We start from the raw sequence: 19,413 nt of genomic DNA, 5'->3' as shown, positions 1-19,413 counted from the left end.
AAAACAACGCAGCAGTTTACCAGTTTTGAGTCAGCCATAAAGTCTTTATTCGGAATTCGGAGGCCAAACCCCAATAAACAGTACCTACTTTAATGAAGAATCTTTATTATCTATTCTTAATTTTATATTTATTAAAAAAATATAGGAGCGGATATGAAATATGTATACTACTTAACTACAATTAGCATTTTATTGGCTTTTAATTTAGGCTGTCAAAAATGCACGGATGAAAATCCTAAAGCACGTGTTTTAAACAAAGGTACGGGCAGCGTAACGTTAACCTTAACCTCTGGAAATGGTGGTGAAGTTCAGTTCTCCGATTTAGCATCAGGAAGCGTATCCTCGAGTAAAACATATCCTGCTGGATCGTTAACAGTCATTTATATTATTGAAGAGGTGGAACAAACAGAGGTGTTGAACCTGGCTAGCTGCACTTCTTATGATATCACGATAAATAGTAACAATGAACTCGTTATCTTTTCCCAAGAAATAAATTAATCGGGTTATATCTTTAAATAACAAATCGTAAAAATCAATTCATGCGCTCCTAGATTCTTTACGTTGGTTCAATCCTTCCTTGAACCAACATAATGCATGGTTGAAAAAGATTCCTCCCGTCAGTTCGAGTGATTTTATGAAGTGCCAACGCAATAAAATTTTATCGAGAATAAGGGAGTCCCAAAGTCAATTGTCTTTTAACAAGAAACGATTCAGGCACTTCGTTCCTTCCTTGGACCAACATAGTGTAAGGAAAAAGAGATTCAGTCAGTGGCCTGAGAACTCCTCATTCACTGCGTTCCTTCCTTGGACCAGCATAGTGTAAGGAAAAGATTCCTCAGTCACTGCGTTCCTTCCTTGGACGAGCATAGTGTAAGGAAAAGATTCCTCAATCACTGCGTTCCTTCGGAATGACAAGCTTCGTGGGTATAGGAGAGGGTAAATATGCTGAAGCGGAGCTTCAGCATATTTACCCTAAAACCCCAACCAACTGACTGTCATTCCGAACAGCAGTAAAAATCTTTGATTTTTACTGATGGAGGAATCTTATTCTTTCACACTTTGTCATAAGAAAAGTGACAAAATATGATTTTTATTGATGTAAGATCCCTTCAAACCGTCAACTGAATCTTTTATTTTAACACACCTCAATCAATTACCTAATTACCTAGAGAGAAAAAAAAGATTCCCCCGTCAGTTCGAGTGATTTTATGAAGTGCTAACGCAATAAAATTTTATCGAGAACAAGGGAGTCCCAAAGCCAATTAACTTTTAACAAGAAACGATTCATATATTTTGCTTCAACCAGCATAATGTAAGAAAAGAAAGCTTCCTAGCCCGAATTATTCACCAATCTTAAAGTTTAAGAATATTAACATTTGTAAGTCAGTATTTTAACTGTATTTCCTGTAAAATTTGAGAAACCCATTTTTGGGTATTTGTGTATTTGTAAGATTTTGATTTAATTTTGATCTATTCGTCGTTACAAGCCCCGCGAAATATACATATATTACTTTAGGTCTTGTGCCTAGAATAGATTTAAAATTAAATGCATGAATAATCCGGGCTAGGTATAGGCGTGAAAAAAAAATATGCCGAAGCTCTGCTTCGGCATATTTTAATAATTCTTAAATAAAGTAACTTTTTCTCAATCCACCCTATTCAAAACAGTATACTGTTCTTTTCAGGTTTTCGACTGATTTTATTATAGAATCGCGTCTAGTTTTCCTGTTAATTGCTCTTTTGCAACTGCTCCAATTGATTTATCAGCAACTTCACCGTTTTTGATGAACAAAACTGTTGGAATGTTACGTACGCCAAACTTAGCGGATACACCTGGATTAGCATCTACATCTACTTTTCCAATAACGGCTTTTCCTTCGTACTCTCCGTGCATTTCATCGATAACTGGCCCAATTAATCTACATGGTCCACACCATTCTGCCCAAAAGTCAACCACTACTGGTTTGTCTGATTGCATTACTACTTCGTCAAAATTCGCATCTGTTATTTCTACTGCCATAATTCTTATTGTTATTTGTTTTTAATTCTATTTATTAATTTTAATCTATAAATATAACGGTTCAATTGGTGTTAAACAAACTTTTTGCCAACTGCACATTATTGCCATTCTGTCATTTAAAGACTTTTAGGAAACTGATTAACTGTCTATAAGTCCCATTTTACGCAGTAAAAAGCTCGCGTTCATGTTTTGTGCTACGCCGTTACGAATACAATAATCAAAGGATATTTCATCTCCAGCAATCGTTGTGTCAAAGTATTTATTTACAATACTGGTGTATACATTTGCCAACTGTGTCAATGATAAATCATGTGTTGCAATAATTCCACGTGCCTCCAATTGATTGAGTTTCTGTAAGAATTTGGCAGAACCTTCTTCTTTGTCTTTTGAATTGGTTCCTTTTAAAATCTCATCCAGAATGATGAAAACTTTCTCTTTTCGCTCTATGGCATCTACAATAAAACGCAAACGCAATAACTCTGCATGAAAATATGAAGTTTCATCTTTCAAATCATCGCTGGTACGCATACTCGAATATAATTTCATATTCGGGAAAGTGAACTTTTTCGCCATGACATGAAATCCAGCGCGTGCTAACATTAAGTTTACGCCTATACTGCGCAAAAATGTACTTTTTCCAGCCATGTTTGGACCTGTCACAATTGCAAATTGTTCTGATGCAGCTAAACTAAAATTATTGGTGACCAGTTTCTTTAAAGGAATTATGGGATGTCCTAACGCTGTTAATTCTATTTCACCATTTGTTTCATTATATAAGGTAGGAATTCCAGTGTGGGATTTAAAATTGTACCTGAAATTAGCTCCACTGATCAACGCTTCCATTTGGTAAACAATTTCTTCCCAGTTTTCAACTTCACTGGCGTAATTGTTTTGCCATTTTTTAAAGTTCCATATCAAACGTAAATCCCAAGCTAAAAAGAAATTAAGGACAACGGCCACCAATACATTGTCTCTGAATTCAGCCTCTTTTACTAATTTAGATAATTCAGAAAGGCCTTGCTTTGCATTTTTCTCTTGATGAAATAAAACAGTCGCATAATTTTTTAGCAAATCAGAAGTGAAAGTTTCTTTCTCCATGTTGGTCAACTGATTTCGCATGGCTTGTACTCGTTTTCCTACTTTAGATAAAGACTTATGTAAAGCGTTTGTTGCTTTTAATTTTTGACGAACAGGAATAAGAATCAGCACAGCGCCAAAAACAAATTCCAATCCGGCTATAAGACTGAAATAGTAAAGTGCCGTAATGCTAAACGCTAAAAATGGTAAAACCCACCTAAAAACATTGATCCATGGTTTTGCCGTAAATACTTGCGTGCTTAATTCTGTCAGACTAATTTCAGTTGCTTCTTTCTCTAAGTTGCTTCCATGGGCAAGATATCCTTGAAACCATTCTTTTTTTGTGGTGAGTTCATCGATGGCTTCGGCACTTTGTTCTGGATTTTCAATTCCATTAAGTAGTTTTATAACCAAGGCTTCTTCACCTTTTTTTGTTACCGTACGGTTGAAAAACTGAAAGAAACTTCCTTTTCCAAAAATGTCCATGTCATAACTAAAGGGATGTGCCGCATTGATATAACTTTTGCCGTCGTCGAAGTTTGAAAAGTCATGCTGACTGGCTTTGATTTCGTTTTCATTGATGGTTATTAACGCGTTAACGTAATTCAACTGATCTGTATTCTCGGCGCTTTTACGTACGAAGATTAAAAATAAAATTACTGTAGCAACAATGCCTAATGCCGAATATCCGCCATACGGGTAGGTGAAATAAGCCAATACTGCAATAGAAATAAATGAAAGTAGGCGTATAAAAACCCAGATTCTTGCGCGTTGTTTGTATTTTTTTGTTCTACAGCAAGCGCTGTGAGTCTCTCTTTGTAAAACTGAGTGGAATAGTTCTCTTCTGTCATTTTTATGCTTGTTCAAAATAAATGCTGACCAAAAATAAGGCTATTCCTTAATTTGACAACAATTAATTGGGCTTAATTATCTGTTTGGAAATAGCAATAACCACAAGTTTAGTTTTTCTCAACAGGCTATGACTGCTGCATCGCAAAGCATTAGATTTAAATTTAAATGCATGAACCGAGCCTGCGAGCTCAACGACTAAAGGAGTTAATAATCCGGGTTAAAAGGGTAACCCTTAGATTTAACCCGAATTATTCACCAATCTTAAAGTTTAAGAATATTAACATCTGTAAGTCAGTATTTTAACTGTATCTCCTGTAAAATTTGAGAAACCCATTTTTGGGTATTTGTGTATTTGTAAGATTTTGATTTAATTTTGATCTATTCGTCGTTACAAGCCCCGCGAAATATACATATATTACTTTAGGTCTTGTGCCTAGAATAGATTTAAAATTAAATGCATGAATAATCCGGGTTAATAAAAAAGTAGAAATTTATCTTTTAACTTTTTTAAAGCTTCTTTAAATAGGCTAGGTATAAAAAGATAATTCTCAAGAAACTCAATTTCTCGTGTTAATTCTTTGACTTCCTTACAACTCTTTGTGATAAAATCATTTATATTTGTGGTCTAATATATTTTATATGATTAAGATTAGCCTTTTTCTAACACCAATTCTACTTCTTGTTGTGTTGTCATCATGCAATACCTACAAGAAAATGGTGTATTTTCAAACGGAAGAATCTGATAGTTTGCATGTTAATCAGGCTGAGTTTACGCCTACCTTAAAAACAGATGACTTTCTTTCGATTGTGATAACGGCAGATGACCAAGAAAGTGCGCTTCCTTTTAATTTTCCAATTATGACCAATACCTATTCTTCTAATCAAGGATATACACAAGGTACACCTGCTAAAACGGGCTATCTTATTGATGATGAGGGAATGGTTAATTTGCCAGTTCTAGGAAGAACACACCTCGGCGGGAAAAGCAGATCAGAAGCTACGCAATACCTAGAGAATGAACTGCGCGCCTATTTGAGTAATCCTGTGGTGAATATTCAAATACAAAACTATAAAATTACTGTGCTGGGCGATGTTAAACGACCGGGAACTTTCAATATCCCCAACGAACGCATTACTTTACTTGAAGCAATTGGACTTTCATCAGACCTCGATATTACAGGTATGCGAAATAATGTGTTGGTAATTCGGGAGGATGAAGGACAAAAAAAACAATACCGTATTGATCTTACCACAGATGAGGTGCTATATTCGCCAGTCTACTATTTACAACAAAACGATGTGGTTTACGTTGAGCCTAACAGAGCAAAGCGTTCACAAGGAACATTTTGGCGATCTTCCGGAGGAATATTAATTTCGCTGACTTCACTTGTAATTACCACCATAACTTTAATTGTTAAATAGAACATGGAGCAACAATATTTCGAACAACCTGAGGATAACATCAATGTGCAAGAAATCCTAAGGAAGTATCTCCAACATTGGAAATGGATTCTCCTGTTTGTTTTCTTGACGTGTGGTACGGCCTTCTTTTACTTGAAAGTTCAACCGTCTACATACATCAGTACGGCTTCTGTATTGGTAAAAGATGATAAAAAAGGAAGTTTAGGTAGTAACGTAGATATTTTTTCTGACTTAGGTCTTGCGAAAGGAAATTCTAATTTACACAACGAAATTGAAGTGTTTAAATCGCGCGACTTAATACAAAAAGTAGTGCGAAAATTAGGTCTAAATGCACAATTAACGCAAAAAAATACCCCATTAACTGCCGATGTGTATTATTACAAGAATAAAACACCCTTTCGTTTTATCTTTGCAGATTCTACCCAGCAAAAGTATAAGCACAATTTTACACTCGTAATTGATAAAGTCAACAATACGAACGTATATATTCAACAAAAGACGAATGAAAATGGTCAGCTAAAGACCACCACGATTGGTGAAGTGAAATATGATCACTTTTTTAATACAAAAGCTGGAGCAGTAAAGATCATAAAAACAGAACATTTCACGGATGAGCAACTTGGAGAAAAGTTCAATTACAAATTTCAATCACTTGCCGCTGCAACAGATCGGTGGAAGGCTAGTTTTGAAGTAAACACCGTAAATAAAGACGCTTCTGTACTTACACTTTCTGCAAAAGGAGTGATGAAGCAAGCCAATAATGATTTTATCGATCAATTAATTATTGAGCATGAAGAAAATGCCATTGCCGATAAGAATGAAATTACCAAAAATACCAGTGCCTTTATTTCTGAACGAATGAAGGTGATTGAAGAAGAATTGTCGGATGTAGAAACAACCAACGAGCAATTTAAAGTTGATAACCGATTGGTAGATGTACAAAAAAATGCCGAAATTTCTTTAGAACAAGATGGTGCCATAGAAAAGGAAATTGTTTCCACTAATATTCAAATGAGCTTGGCAGCGTATATGGTAGATTATCTTTCTGAAATTGACAATTACAATACCTTACTGCCCGCCAATCTTGGATTAATGGACCAAAGCGTAAACCAAATGATTGTGGAATACAATAAATTGGTGATGGAACGCAACAAATATATTCAAGGTGCCAGTGAATCAAATCCTTTGGCTGTGAAGTTAGAACGCCAAATCGCTTCTTTAAAACCAAGTATTACCCAAAGTTTAAAGGCGAGCGAGGAAAGTTTGAAGATGAAATTGAAGAAATTAAACAAAGAAGCTTCAAAATATAAAGGACAAATTGCTGATATTCCAGAGTTTGAACGCAGGTACCGTGAAATTCAACGCCAATTGCAAATTAAAGAAACCCTCTACCTGTATTTGTTGCAAAAAAGGGAGGAAAATGAAATTGCAATGGCTTCTACACTGGGAAATGTGAAAATTATTGACAGGCCTTATGCGAATAACAATCCTATTGCGCCTAAAAAGAAAATTATTTTTTTAGCTGCGTTTATCCTAGGAATTGCGCTTCCTGTTGCTTTGATTTATGTGCGGGATTTATTGGATAATAAAATAAGAAGTGTTGAAGAACTCGAGGAAACAGACCTTCCAGTAGTTGGGAATATTCCTCAAAGTAAAAAACGAGAAGATTTGTTTACTGTAGGTGCTGAACGTTCCGTAATTGCCGAAGCATATAGAATGTTGCGTACGAATATGAATTTCCTTTTGGAAAAGAAAGAGGAGGGACATGTAGTTTTTCTGAGTTCCTCAATTGCAGCAGAAGGAAAAACGTATACGGCAATGAACTTGGCGAATACCCTCGCATTAACACAAAAAAAGGTGATTTTAGTAGGCTTGGACTTACGGGCACCAAAGTTGGCGAAGTATTTAGGACATAAAGAGGGAACACTTGGTGTTTCTAACTATTTGGCGAATGAAGATTTACAGCTAAATGATCTGATTATGAAACCTGAAAACGATATTCATTACGATTATATCTTTTCAGGTGCTATTCCTCCTAATCCTAGTGAGTTGCTTACACGACCACGGATGAAGGAAATGTTTGAACAATTAAAACAAACGTATGACTACGTGATTGTGGATACTTCCCCAATGGCTTTAGTGGTTGATACAATGTCTGTGCTAACGTATGCAGATTTACTTTTGTATGTAGTGCGCGCAAATCATGCGGAGAAAGCTTCAATTGCAGTTCCGCAGCGATTAAAAAAGGAAGGTAAAATTGATAAAATTGCTTTTGTACTCAATGGTAGCACCCGCCAAAATGGAGGTTACGGCTATGGAAATTATGGTTATGGCTACGGAGTTTATGGCAGTGAAAAAAAGAAAAAAAGGTGGTTTAAAGGGTAGTTGGAAATGCAGCTGTTGGGCACAAAAAAATGTGTAAAACAGTTTTTATTTCTAAAAGTACGGATAAACCCATAAATTATCCTAAAATAAGAAACGCTTATAATCAGCACGTTGAGGGATTCGATGTGACTGTTGATGGCGAAGCTGTGGAAAATCGGGGCTTCGACTCCGCTCAGCCGCCGATTTTCAGGGAGAGAGCGCTGAAGCGCAGGGAGATATTAGGGAGAGAAACTAGCGAGAGGGAGAAAGGGAGAGGGAGAGGATTGTTGAAAAGAAAACGCTGAACTTAAAGACGCTGCTATCTTAAGGCAGATCTCTTTTTGCTCGGATACTTCGGCTGGCTCAGCACGGTGTGGAGTTATCATCAAAAAATATAAATCAGAGAATACCCAAGATGGAATTTCTTTTCAAGTTTTTAATGAGACAATTGAAGAAGTGAAAACAAATAAGTATTCGAAGGCGTGCAATGATAGTGGACTTTTGGAGGTTAAGGAGTTTGGGAAGGCTGAAATATACGGAAAATTAAACTGAAAAAGAATATAGCTAAATCCTCTATAAATTATGACTATTAACCCTAGAAAGAGAATTGATGAACTGGATTCTTTGCGAGGTATAGCAGCTTTAGTTGTTGTATTATACCATTATACATTTCGATTCGAAGAAAAGTTTGGTTTTACACAAATAACAGATCATTTCAATTTACCTTACGGTCATTATGGGGTTGAATTGTTTTTTGTAATAAGCGGATTTGTTATCTTCATGTCCATTGAAAAAATAAATAATCCTTTCAAATTTCTGTACAAAAGGTTCATTAGACTTTATCCAACATTCTGGATTGGAATGATATTCAGCTATATTTTCATAACATTTTTTGGTCCTGAAAATTTAAAAGTCACACCAACTGAATTCCTAATAAACTTCACAATGATACCCAGTTTTTTCAACGTCTCATCTGTGGATGGCGTTTACTGGACTTTAAAAGTAGAAATGTTTTTCTATTTTATTATTTTCTTTGATATTCTATTTAGCGTAAAGAAAAAATATCAGATAGTAGGTTACCTTTACATTTTCTTAGGAATACTCTCCTTTACTCTATTGCGACCCACAAACTATTTCTTTTATGGTTCATTGTTTTTGATAGGAATCAACTTTTATAAAATTTGGAAAGATAATGCCAGTATTCATAATCATATACAAATATTGTTGTGTTTAGCATTAACCTTATTTTACTCTAATTTTGAGTTTTTTTATGTAACACTAACACTTTTAGCCATTTTTTATCTATTAGTTTATAATAAACTATTTTTTTTAAAAATAAGGCCTTTATTGTTTTTAGGGAACATTTCTTATTCACTTTATCTTGTCCACCAAAATTTTGGTCATACAATACAGATAGAATTAATACATGCGGGTTTAGAAAATTATATCTTACTACTAACCATTCCATTAATACTTTCAATAATTATAGCTAGTATGATTACTTATTTCCTTGAAAAACCAATTATTTCTTATTTAAATACTAAACATCCGTGGCGTTTTATTTCAATTAAAAAATGACTACCTAAATGTTAATATCAGTTAAGTTCAATTGGGAATGACCGATATAAAAAAATCTATTGTTTCTGGTTTCATTTGGTCTATATTAGGCCAAGGTGGCTATCTAATTATTGGTCTCGTTGCTAATATTATTCTCGCTCGTTTACTTACTCCTTTTGAGTTTGGACAAGTTGGAATAATTATGTTCTTCATTGTAATCGCTAAGGTTTTAACAGAATCAGGCCTTTCTGGTGCACTTATCAGGAAAAATGATGCTACAGATGAAGACTTTTCAACTGTGTTTATTTTTAACTTGATTATTTCAATAGTTTTAATGCTATTGATCATAGGGTTTTCGGGTACAATAGCTAACTTTTACGATGACCCACAATTAAAGTATATACTTATTGCATCATCTAGTGTATTACTCTTTAATGCATTTCAAATTACTAAGAACGCTAGATTAATTAAGGATTTAAAATTCAAGAGAAAGTCAAAGTATGAAGTTCTAGCAATTCTATGTGCGTCAATAATAGGTATAACTTTAGCCTTTTACGGCTACGGTGTTTGGTCAATCGTATTGATGCAAATCTCAACTGCGTTAATTTTAACTTTATTATTGTGGATTTTCGAACCTTCAATTAAGAAGTTGGTATTTAGGCGTAATTCATTTAAGTCCTTATATAAGTTTGGAGTGAATACTACTTTAGCTTCATTATTAAATACTGCTTTTGACAATATTTATCAACTTATACTAGGAAGGTATTTCGCTATAAGCCAAACCGGGTTGTATTATCAAGGGAAAAAGCTACAAGAAGTACCTGTTGGGGTTATAAAATCTACTACTCTTGGAGTTGTTTTTGCTTCTTTGTCTAAAGTACAAGATGATTCTAAACAATTTGATTATTTGTATAATAAAATTGTTGCCTTCTTTACTGTTATTATAGGAGCTATTTGTTTATTCGTATTTTTCTATGCTGAGAATATAATTATGCTCTTATATGGAGAAAAATGGATAGACGCTGTTTTTTATTTACAAATATTGATTGTGTCATCGTTTTTCTATATGCAAGAAATGTTCAATAGAATTATATTTAAAGTGTTTGACAGAACCGAAAAAATTTTACATCTTGAAGTTTTTAAAAAGGCTATACAATCAATTTCTATTATTATAGGGGTAATTTTATTGAATATTGAAGTATTGATGTACGGATTCCTTATTACCAGTATAATCAGCTTTTTTATTAATTTCTATGTTTCAAGAAAAATATTAGGAAATGTCAAATGGGATGAAGTGATATTGGTTTTTAAAGTTGCTTTAATTTCGATTACTACGGGTTTAGTTGGCTTTATTTTAAACAATCTATTTGAGTTAAGAATGTATCAAACTTTTTATTTAATTCCTGTGTTGATTTTAATTTTTATTCTAGGTGTACAATTGTTAAAAGTGATAAACTTTAAAAATGATGTATCTAGCTTATTAAGAACCCTAAAAAAATGATTAAACGATTAAAACATTTTTACAAACGAAAGTTTTGGTCACCAGAAAAGTATGCAAGATATACTGGTGTTAAAATCGGAAAAAACTGTGATATTCAAAAAGTTTCATTTGGTTCTGAACCTTATTTAGTTGAGATAGGCAATCATGTACAAATTACTTCGGGTACAAAAATATTTACTCACGGAGGAGGTTGGGTTTTTCGAGATCAATATCCAAAACTGGATTATTTCGGGAAAGTAAAAATTAAAAACAATGTTTATATCGGCAATAACTCAATGATTATGCCTGGTGTTACCATTGGCAATGATGTTATTGTTGGTGCAGGGAGCATCGTCACGAAATCGATCCCCGACGGTAAAATTGTTGCGGGAAATCCTGCTAGAATTGTAGGAGAAACTTCAGAATTTGTAGAAAAAATAAAACAATACGATGTGGGTTCAAAGGGGATGAGTTATGAAGAGAAGAGGAAACTACTCTTAAAGCTAGAAAATGAGAGATTTATTGCTAAATGAGTAAGAGTTTTGGAAAATATCTGATGTTTTTGTTGAGTCCTATACTCTCATTACCATTAATATTGCGCGACTTATATAGCAATAAAAACAGTAGTCTCATATTAATTTCGTTAACTTTTGGAATTGTAAGCTTTTTATACATACCATTAGAGAGTAATGATAAAGCTTATTACTACTTATTGTATGAAAACTTGAGTAGTTTAGATATTCAAGGTTTTTTCATTTTCTTATCTGAAAAACCAGACTTTCTATTCTACACTCTCCTGTATTTATTTTCAAAGTCAGGTATTCCAATACAGTTTCTGTTTCTATTTATTACAGCCTTAACTGTATGGATTTGGTTATTCTCATTTAGGAAGTTTACAAATCACAACAATGTAAAAACAAAAGATTATTTTATCTTTCTAACATTAATATTAATTTCTTTTTCAATTGACCATTTGATATCTGGAGTTAGAAACTACCTGGCCTTTTCGTTTATATTACTTGGTTTTTTGAGTGGTGGAATAAATAATAAAAAAACAAAAGGATTGCTTTATATAATATTAGCAATCGCAATACATTTTAGTTGTATTATTTTTCTTCCTTTCTATTTCATTTTTATTCTTTTTCCTAAAAGATATAATTTCTATAAATTTCTATTCATCTTCTCTTTTATCTTTATTATTACTCCCCGTGAGATATTATTTCTACTTGTTGGTCAATTAGAGTTACCCTCTGCAATACAAAACAAAACCGAAAGTTACCTTGGTGAAACAGACTTTATAGAAAATAGCCTTAGTATCGGTAACTTTAATAATTATTTAAAAATATTTTTTTATGAATTGTGGACATTTTTTGCTTGGGCTTACCTTTTTATAACGATAAATAGAAAGTCTATATTTAGAAATCTAACTTATATTTGCTTTGCAGCATCAAACTTATTCTACTCAGCACCAGACACCTATTACAGATATATATTAGTTGCTCAGTTTTTCTTTTTAGTACTTATTCTAGTGGAATATGATTTTTACAGTAAGTTTTTAAAGTTTTCAAAAATACTTTTAGTCGTTTTTGCTTTAAACCTTCTAGGAAATATTTATGTGTATAGAGAACAGTTTATAAAAAGTTATTTTAACATAAATTCAACAACCCTAATAACAATATTATTAAAAGAAGATATTACTTCTAAAGACTTTATTAAATGAAAATACTTTTAATCATCCCCACCTTAAAACAAGGGGGAGCTGAGAGGGTAATGAGTGAGTTAGCAAATAATTTGAATACGCTAGGTCATCAAGTTCACCTTTGTTTGTTAGTCGACAATGAAGATTTTTACACTATAGAGAAAGGCGTTACTATTCATCGTTTAGGTTTTGAAAACAAGAACAGCATACAAAAGAAATTTTCAGAAATTAAAACCTTCTTTAGGTTACGTAGATTAATGACGAAAATAAATCCAGATGCAACGCTCAGTTTTATGGATAAATACAATGTATTGACTATTCTTGCAAGTCGTTTTTTAAAGCTTAAAGTTTTTGTTTCAGACAGAAGTAATCCTAACAAGACCATAAGTTCAAATTTAAAACTTTTAAAAAGGCAAACTTATAAACATGCATCAGGCATCATTGCACAAACTTCACTAGCAAAAGAAGTGCTTTTTGAAACAACCAAAAATTCCAATATCCGAGTTATTCATAATCCATTAAAACAAATCAAGTCCCTTCCCAGCATACAGAAGGAAAAAATCATCTTGAATGCGGGAAGAATGGTTGAAGAAAAAGGACAAAAATATTTAATCGAAGCATTTTCAAAGCTAAAAGCAAACGATTGGAAACTTGTAATATTAGGCGATGGTAAATTACGTCCAGAACTTGAAAAACAAATTTCAGAATTAAACTTAACACATAAAGTGTTGTTTCCAGGTACTGTGCAAAACATAGATGAATGGATGGCACGATCTTCTATTTTTGCATTTCCATCGATATCTGAAGGTTTTCCAAATGCTTTGGTTGAGGCAATGGCCTTTGGTTTACCATGTGTTAGTTTTAATTGTGACGCAGGTCCTTCAGATCTCATCAATAATAACAAAAATGGTTATTTAATAGGAACCAAAGACGTGGCTGCATTAGCTTCTAAACTTAATGAATTATGCAGCAACGAAGAATTAAGAACTCAATTGGGTAATGAAGCAAAAAAAATTAGCACAAAATTAGATGCACAAAAAATTACTCAGGAATATTTAGCGTTTTTTAAACAGCAAAAACCATGATACTAGGTATTGATGCTTCTAACATCGGCGGTGGTGGTGGAGTAACGCATTTAAAAGAAATTATTTCATCCTCAGATAACTTAGTGAATGATTATTCAATTGAAAGAATCATTGTTTTTAGTTCGAAAAAAGTACTCGATGAAATAGAAGATCATGAATACTTAATTAAACTTACCTTTCCTGAACTAAATAAAGGGCTTCTAAGCAGAGTGGTCTTTCAATTATTTAAGTACGATAAAGAAATAAAAGAACGTTGTGATATATTATTTTCACTAACAGGGGACTATATTGGGAAGTTTCATCCAGTAGTTGGTATGTCCAGAAACATGTTGTTATACGAACGCAACATTTGGAAAGAAATAAAACAACCTAAAGAAATATTACGTTTTTGGCTCAACTTTAAAAAGCAAAAACGTTGTTTTAAAAATGCTTCTGGGCTTATTTTCATTTCAAAATATGCGCAAGAATATGCCAACAAAAGCTTAGATATTCAAAGGAAATTACAAGAAATCATTCCGCATGGTGTATCTGCTCAATTTACAGGGCAAGTTCTTGAGCAAAAAAAGTTAACTTCTTACACTGAAGAAAATCCATTTAATTTCCTCTATGTTTCTACAGTCCATGTATACAAGAATCAATGGAATGTAGTACGTGCTATTTCAAACTTAAGAAAAAAAGGATACCCTGTTACTTTGACTTTAGTTGGAGGAGTAATTTTTGAACCTGCTGGCCAATTATTAGAAGAAACAATAAATGAAGTAGATCCTCAAAACACATTCATTTTCAATAAAGGCCATATACCTTATCAAAATATTTCCGATGAGTATAAAAAGGCGTCAGGTATTATCTTTGCTTCACATTGCGAGAATATGCCAAATATATTAATGGAATCTATGGCTTCAGGTGTTCCAATTGTCTGTAGCAATAAACAACCAATGCCAGAGTTTTTAAAGAATAATGGGTTTTATTTCAATCCTAAAGAGGTAGAGTCTATTGAAAAGGCAATAATTGAATTCTTGAAGCAGCCTGAAAAGAGAGCGTTAATGGCGCATAATAATATTAAAGAAATTAAAAACTATACTTGGGAGAAAACAGCAAGTGAAACGTTTAGTTTTATCTCCAAAGTTTACATACAAATAACAAAAAATGTTCAAAAATAAAACCTTATTAATCACTGGTGGTACAGGCTCTTTTGGGAATGCTGTTCTCAATCGGTTTTTAGACACCGACATCAAAGAAATCCGTATCTTTTCCAGAGACGAGAAGAAGCAACATGATATGCGTGTAGCTTTAAACAATCCAAAAATCAAATTCTATATAGGAGACGTACGAAACTATAACAGTATAGATCGTGCAATGCGTGGTGTAGATTATGTTTTTCAAGCTGCTGCGTTAAAGCAAGTGCCTTCTTGTGAGTTTTTTCCAATAGAAGCAACCCGTACAAATGTCTTAGGAACGGAAAATGTACTCAAAGCTGCCATAGCCAATAAAGTTAAAAAAGTAATTTGTTTGAGTACAGACAAAGCTGCGTACCCGATCAACGCAATGGGGATGAGCAAGGCCTTAATGGAAAAAGTGGCTGTTGCAGAATCACGAAATGTCGATGAAAAAGACACCACAATTTGCTTAACACGCTATGGAAATGTTATGGCCTCAAGAGGGTCTGTAATTCCATTATTTATTGAGCAAATTAAATCTGGAAATCCAATTACGATCACAGATCCAAACATGACACGTTACTTGATGTCTTTAGAAGATGCTGTAGACTTGGTTTTATTCGCCTACGAAAACGGAAAGCAAGGAGATTTATTTGTTCAGAAAGCTCCTGCCGCAACCATTGAAGTTTTAGCCAAGGCTTTAATTGAGTTATTCGAAAGTGAGAATGAAATAAAAATCATTGGAACACGTCATGGTGAGAAATTGTACGAGACTTTATGTACACGTGAAGAAATGGCCAAGGCAATTGATTTACTAGGTTTCTATCAAATTCCTGCAGACAATCGAGACTTGAATTATGCACAATATTTTGAAAAAGGAGATGTAAAAACCTCTGCGTTGGAAGATTACAACTCTCACAATACAGAACGTTTAACATTAGCGCAAACAAAAGAATTATTACTCACTTTAGATTTAATAAAAGACGAAATAGCAGCATGGAAGGAAAGATAAAAGTAATGACGATTGTTGGGACACGTCCAGAAATCATTAAATTGAGTAGAGTAATTGCAGAACTTGATCAACACACCCAACATATTTTAGTGCACACTGGCCAAAATTATGATTTTGAATTAAATGAAATTTTCTTTGAAGAACTAGGTATCAGAAAGCCAGATGTATTTCTAAATGCAGCAGGTGTAAATGCCGCTGAAACCATTGGTCAGGTAATCATTAAATCTGATGAAGTTTTAGAACAACACCAACCAGATGCAGTTTTACTTTATGGTGATACCAATAGTTGTATGTCAGTAATTTCTGCGAAAAGAAAGAAAATTCCAATATTCCACATGGAAGCAGGAAATCGTTGTTTTGACCAACGTGTTCCAGAGGAGATTAACCGAAAAATTGTAGACCATTTAAGTGATATCAACATGCCGCTGTCTGAGCATGCTAGAAAATACTTAGAAAATGAAGGAATTGCACCAGAGACCATCATCAAAACAGGTTCTCCAATGCGTGAAGTACTGGAACATCATGCAAATTCAATTCAAAAGTCAACAGTATTAGCTAAGGAAAACCTCAAAAAAGGTGAGTACTTCATCGTCAGCACCCACAGAGAGGAGAATGTTGATTCAGAAGAGAACTTTAAGAATCTATTGGAAACCCTAACTGCGATTCAAGAGCAATATGGAAAAGAAGTAATCGTTTCGACCCATCCAAGAACAAAAAAGAAACTTGAAGCAATGGATTTTGTAAACAACAATGACAAAATCCGTTTCATGAAACCCTTTGGTTTTTTAGATTACATCAAATTACAGAAGGACGCATTTTGTGTTATTTCTGATAGTGGTACCATAACAGAAGAGTCTTCTATTTTAGGTTTTCCTGCAATTACCATCCGTCAAGCACACGAACGACCAGAAGGAATGGATGAAGGAACGCTAATCATGTCAGGTTTACATAAAAATAGGGTTATGGAAGCAATTAACGTGGTGGTTAGCCAGCATCAAGAAAACAATGAAGTCATCAGAATCGTTGAAGATTATACAACATCAAACGTATCTAAAAAGGTATTGCGTATTATTTTGTCTTATACAGACTATATCAATCGTACAGTATGGAAGAAGTAAGAAAAAGAATATTGATTTTAGGTTCAACAGGAATGTTGGGTCATGTGTTTTATCACACGGTAAAAGAAAACAACAATTATGAAATAGTTGACGTTGCGTTTAGAAATAAATTAAATGATGGTACTATAATTTGTGATGTTACAGATAAACATAAACTAGCTAAAGTTATAAAAGAAGCCAATCCAGATTACATAGTAAATTGTATCGGAATATTGATTAAAGGTTCTACATATAATCCTGCAAACGCCATATACATTAATTCCTTTTTACCGCATTACTTAAATTTACTTGCTAAAGAGAATGAAGCAAAATTAATACACATCAGTACAGATTGTGTATTTTCAGGATCAAAAGGTGGATATACAGAGTCAGACTTTAGAGATGCAGATGATGTTTACGGAAGAAGTAAAGGTTTAGGTGAATTGTTTGGAGAGGACTCTTTGACCATCAGAACTTCAATCATCGGACCCGAAATAAAAGAAGCTGGAGAAGGACTATTGCATTGGTTTTTGAATCAAGAAGGAACCATAAATGGATATTCTAAAGCTTATTGGGGAGGTGTAACCACTCTTGAATTATCAAGGGCTATTTTGTCTGCTATAGAACAAGATCTTAGCGGATTAATCAATTTAACCAATGGAGAAGCAATCAACAAATTCGATATGCTGAACTTGTTTAAACAAGTGTTTAACCGTAATCAATTGAGTATCGAACCCTTTGAAAATAAAAAGGTAGATAAAAGTTTAAAATCGGAAAGATCAGATTTTGAATACACCGTTCCTTCTTATGCGAAGATGATTCAAGAAATGTATGAAGACATGAAAGCGAAAGAAGATTTATACGCTAAAAACTATACATTTTAATGGCCAAAAAAGCATTAATCATTACCGAGGTTTTCGATCCCGAAGACTTTATCATTAATGACCTAGTGGATAGTTGGTTAGCCAAAGGTTATGAACTTGAAATCCTGACACGGAATCCATCTTATCCGTATGGAAAAGTTTTGGAAGGGTATAAAAACAAGATTTATAGCAAAAGCACCTACAAAAACACAATTATTCATCGTTTTTTGGTCATTCCTGGTTATCAAAACAGTTTATTTAAGAAAATCTTAAATTACATTAACTATATGTTTCTTAGTTTTTGGATATTACTGTTTATTGGAAGAAAATTTGATAAGGTTTTCATTTATCAAACGGGTCCACTTACCAATGCTTTCTCACCTGTTCTTTTAAAACCCATATTTAGATATAAAATCACCATTTGGTCACAGGATTTATGGCCAGATACGATCTATGCTTATGGATTAAAGAAAACTAAATTTACACACTTTATCTTGACCCGACTAGTTCGGTTTATTTATTCTGGATGTGATACCATTTTAATTTCATGCAAAGGGTTTAGGGAAAAAATAGAATCACTATTAAAAAAGAAAAAACCCATTTACTGGATTCCCAACTGGCCAATGATAGATGGATTTTCGGAGGACAAGGCAATTTTACCCGAAGGATTCAATTTCACATTCGCAGGAAACATTGGTAAAGTTCAAAACTTAGATCAAATTGTTAGCGCATTTAAGTCAGTTGCTTTAAAACATCCAAATGCTTATCTAAATATTATTGGAGATGGTTCATACCTTGAAGAATTAAAACGTATTTGTGAAGAGGAAAACCTACCGAATATTAATTTCACAGGAAGAAAACCTGTGAGTGAAATGCCCAACTATTTCGCTGCCAGCGATGTCCTTTTAATTTCCTTGGTCGATGTCCCACTTTATGAAATTATGATTCCTTCTAAATTTCAAACTTATTTAACCGCTAAAAAACCAATTTATGGAGTTATGAAAGGTGAAGTCGCAGAACTAATCAACCAATACAATTTAGGTGTTACCGCTTTACCCTCTTCCATTGAAGAAATCGAAACTGGATTTGACAAATTCATACAATTATCAAAGGAAGAATTGGCTGAGTTTTCGACCAATTCCATGGAATTACTCAATGAAAGTTTTGATGAAGGAAAAACCAAAGAAAATTTAAACACATTATTCTGGAATGACCAATAAATCAACTCCACACATTATAAAAGGCAATCAACATACCGATGAACGCGGTACACTTTCATTCATCAATGATTTTGATCTTTCAACAATCAAACGAATGTACGTTATTCAGCATCCTTCAACCGCTATTGTTCGTGCATGGCAAGGGCATAAAATAGAATCCAAACATTTTAAATGCACACAAGGACGCTTTTTAATTGCTCTAATTAAAATTGATGATTGGGCCACTCCTTCGGAAGACTTACCCCCAGAAACATTCATTTTAGACTCTAAAAACACTGAGGTTTTACACATTCCGGCAGGTTATGCCAATGGATTTAAAGCCTTAGAAGAGAATTCAGAACTTTTAGTGTTTTCAAATTTGAGTTTAGAAGATGCTAAAAATGATGACTATAGATTTGACCAAGAGCTATGGATGGACTGGAATTAAAAATTAAGCATTGTTGATCTAAGTAAACAGACATTAGTTTATTTAGACTTTTAAACATGAAGTTTGAGTTCATATATTCCA

17 protein-coding genes are annotated in these 19,413 nt (G+C 33.5%); 15 read left to right on the top strand and 2 right to left on the bottom strand.

The features are described 5' to 3' along the window. Positions 1-153: 153 nt before the first annotated feature. The gene (locus CW751_RS12780; RefSeq protein ID WP_101335421.1) at positions 154-498 is read left to right on the top strand and encodes a hypothetical protein; all 345 of its coding nucleotides are present in this window, start codon (positions 154-156) and stop codon (positions 496-498) included. A 1,204-nt stretch (positions 499-1,702) separates the two neighbouring features. Here the strand turns inward: CW751_RS12780 and trxA are convergent. After that, positions 1,703-2,020: a thioredoxin gene (trxA, locus tag CW751_RS12775; RefSeq protein WP_101335420.1), complete on the bottom strand. Its 318-nt coding sequence runs from the start codon at positions 2,018-2,020 to the stop codon at positions 1,703-1,705. Between the two features lie 138 nt (positions 2,021-2,158). After that, positions 2,159-3,964: a MutS-related protein gene (locus CW751_RS12770; protein WP_133122219.1), complete on the bottom strand. Its 1,806-nt coding sequence runs from the start codon at positions 3,962-3,964 to the stop codon at positions 2,159-2,161. A gap of 624 nt (positions 3,965-4,588) precedes the next feature. On the opposite strand from CW751_RS12770, the gene CW751_RS12765 reads away from it, so the two are divergent. The 14 genes from CW751_RS12765 (at position 4,589) to CW751_RS12700 (ending at position 19,332) form a co-directional block, all read left to right on the top strand. Beyond that, complete coding sequence (locus CW751_RS12765; RefSeq protein ID WP_101335418.1) at positions 4,589-5,371, top strand: polysaccharide biosynthesis/export family protein; 783 nt, start codon at positions 4,589-4,591, stop codon at positions 5,369-5,371. A 3-nt stretch (positions 5,372-5,374) separates the two neighbouring features. Further along, positions 5,375-7,756, top strand: coding sequence for a GumC family protein (locus CW751_RS12760; protein ID WP_101335417.1), 2,382 nt, complete (start codon positions 5,375-5,377; stop codon positions 7,754-7,756). 29 nt (positions 7,757-7,785) lie between these two features. After that, the gene (locus tag CW751_RS12755; protein ID WP_101335416.1) at positions 7,786-8,040 is read left to right on the top strand and encodes a hypothetical protein; all 255 of its coding nucleotides are present in this window, start codon (positions 7,786-7,788) and stop codon (positions 8,038-8,040) included. 277 nt (positions 8,041-8,317) lie between these two features. Further along, positions 8,318-9,313 carry an acyltransferase family protein gene (locus CW751_RS16015; RefSeq protein ID WP_101335415.1) on the top strand — a complete coding sequence of 332 codons (996 nt, stop codon included), beginning with the start codon at positions 8,318-8,320 and terminating at the stop codon, positions 9,311-9,313. Positions 9,314-9,350: 37 nt separating this feature from the next. Then, positions 9,351-10,793 carry a lipopolysaccharide biosynthesis protein gene (locus CW751_RS12745; RefSeq protein ID WP_101335414.1) on the top strand — a complete coding sequence of 481 codons (1,443 nt, stop codon included), beginning with the start codon at positions 9,351-9,353 and terminating at the stop codon, positions 10,791-10,793. Continuing rightward, complete coding sequence (locus CW751_RS15940) at positions 10,790-11,305, top strand: acyltransferase (RefSeq protein WP_101335413.1); 516 nt, start codon at positions 10,790-10,792, stop codon at positions 11,303-11,305. Before CW751_RS12745 ends, CW751_RS15940 begins: the two co-directional genes overlap by 4 nt. After that, complete coding sequence (locus CW751_RS12735; protein WP_101335412.1) at positions 11,302-12,492, top strand: EpsG family protein; 1,191 nt, start codon at positions 11,302-11,304, stop codon at positions 12,490-12,492. The genes CW751_RS15940 and CW751_RS12735 overlap by 4 nt, the downstream gene beginning before the upstream one ends. Then, a complete protein-coding gene (locus tag CW751_RS12730; protein ID WP_101335411.1) occupies positions 12,489-13,556 on the top strand; it encodes a glycosyltransferase family 4 protein in 1,068 nt (355 codons plus the stop codon). The genes CW751_RS12735 and CW751_RS12730 overlap by 4 nt, the downstream gene beginning before the upstream one ends. Then, complete coding sequence (locus CW751_RS12725) at positions 13,553-14,716, top strand: glycosyltransferase (RefSeq protein WP_101335410.1); 1,164 nt, start codon at positions 13,553-13,555, stop codon at positions 14,714-14,716. Before CW751_RS12730 ends, CW751_RS12725 begins: the two co-directional genes overlap by 4 nt. After that, positions 14,703-15,725 carry a polysaccharide biosynthesis protein gene (locus CW751_RS12720; protein ID WP_101335409.1) on the top strand — a complete coding sequence of 341 codons (1,023 nt, stop codon included), beginning with the start codon at positions 14,703-14,705 and terminating at the stop codon, positions 15,723-15,725. Before CW751_RS12725 ends, CW751_RS12720 begins: the two co-directional genes overlap by 14 nt. Beyond that, positions 15,710-16,843: a non-hydrolyzing UDP-N-acetylglucosamine 2-epimerase gene (gene wecB, locus CW751_RS12715; protein ID WP_205677830.1), complete on the top strand. Its 1,134-nt coding sequence runs from the start codon at positions 15,710-15,712 to the stop codon at positions 16,841-16,843. Before CW751_RS12720 ends, wecB begins: the two co-directional genes overlap by 16 nt. Then, positions 16,831-17,706, top strand: a complete 876-nt coding sequence (locus CW751_RS12710) for a dTDP-4-dehydrorhamnose reductase family protein (protein ID WP_101335408.1) — start codon at positions 16,831-16,833, stop codon at positions 17,704-17,706. The genes wecB and CW751_RS12710 overlap by 13 nt, the downstream gene beginning before the upstream one ends. Next, positions 17,706-18,905 carry a glycosyltransferase family 4 protein gene (locus CW751_RS12705; protein WP_205677829.1) on the top strand — a complete coding sequence of 400 codons (1,200 nt, stop codon included), beginning with the start codon at positions 17,706-17,708 and terminating at the stop codon, positions 18,903-18,905. Before CW751_RS12710 ends, CW751_RS12705 begins: the two co-directional genes overlap by 1 nt. Further along, positions 18,895-19,332: a WxcM-like domain-containing protein gene (locus tag CW751_RS12700; protein WP_101335406.1), complete on the top strand. Its 438-nt coding sequence runs from the start codon at positions 18,895-18,897 to the stop codon at positions 19,330-19,332. The genes CW751_RS12705 and CW751_RS12700 overlap by 11 nt, the downstream gene beginning before the upstream one ends. Positions 19,333-19,413 lie beyond the last annotated feature (81 nt).

Source organism: Brumimicrobium salinarum, assembly GCF_002844555.1.
GTDB lineage: Bacteria > Bacteroidota > Bacteroidia > Flavobacteriales_D > Crocinitomicaceae > Brumimicrobium > Brumimicrobium salinarum.
This window is presented reverse-complemented; position numbering and strand designations above follow the sequence as displayed.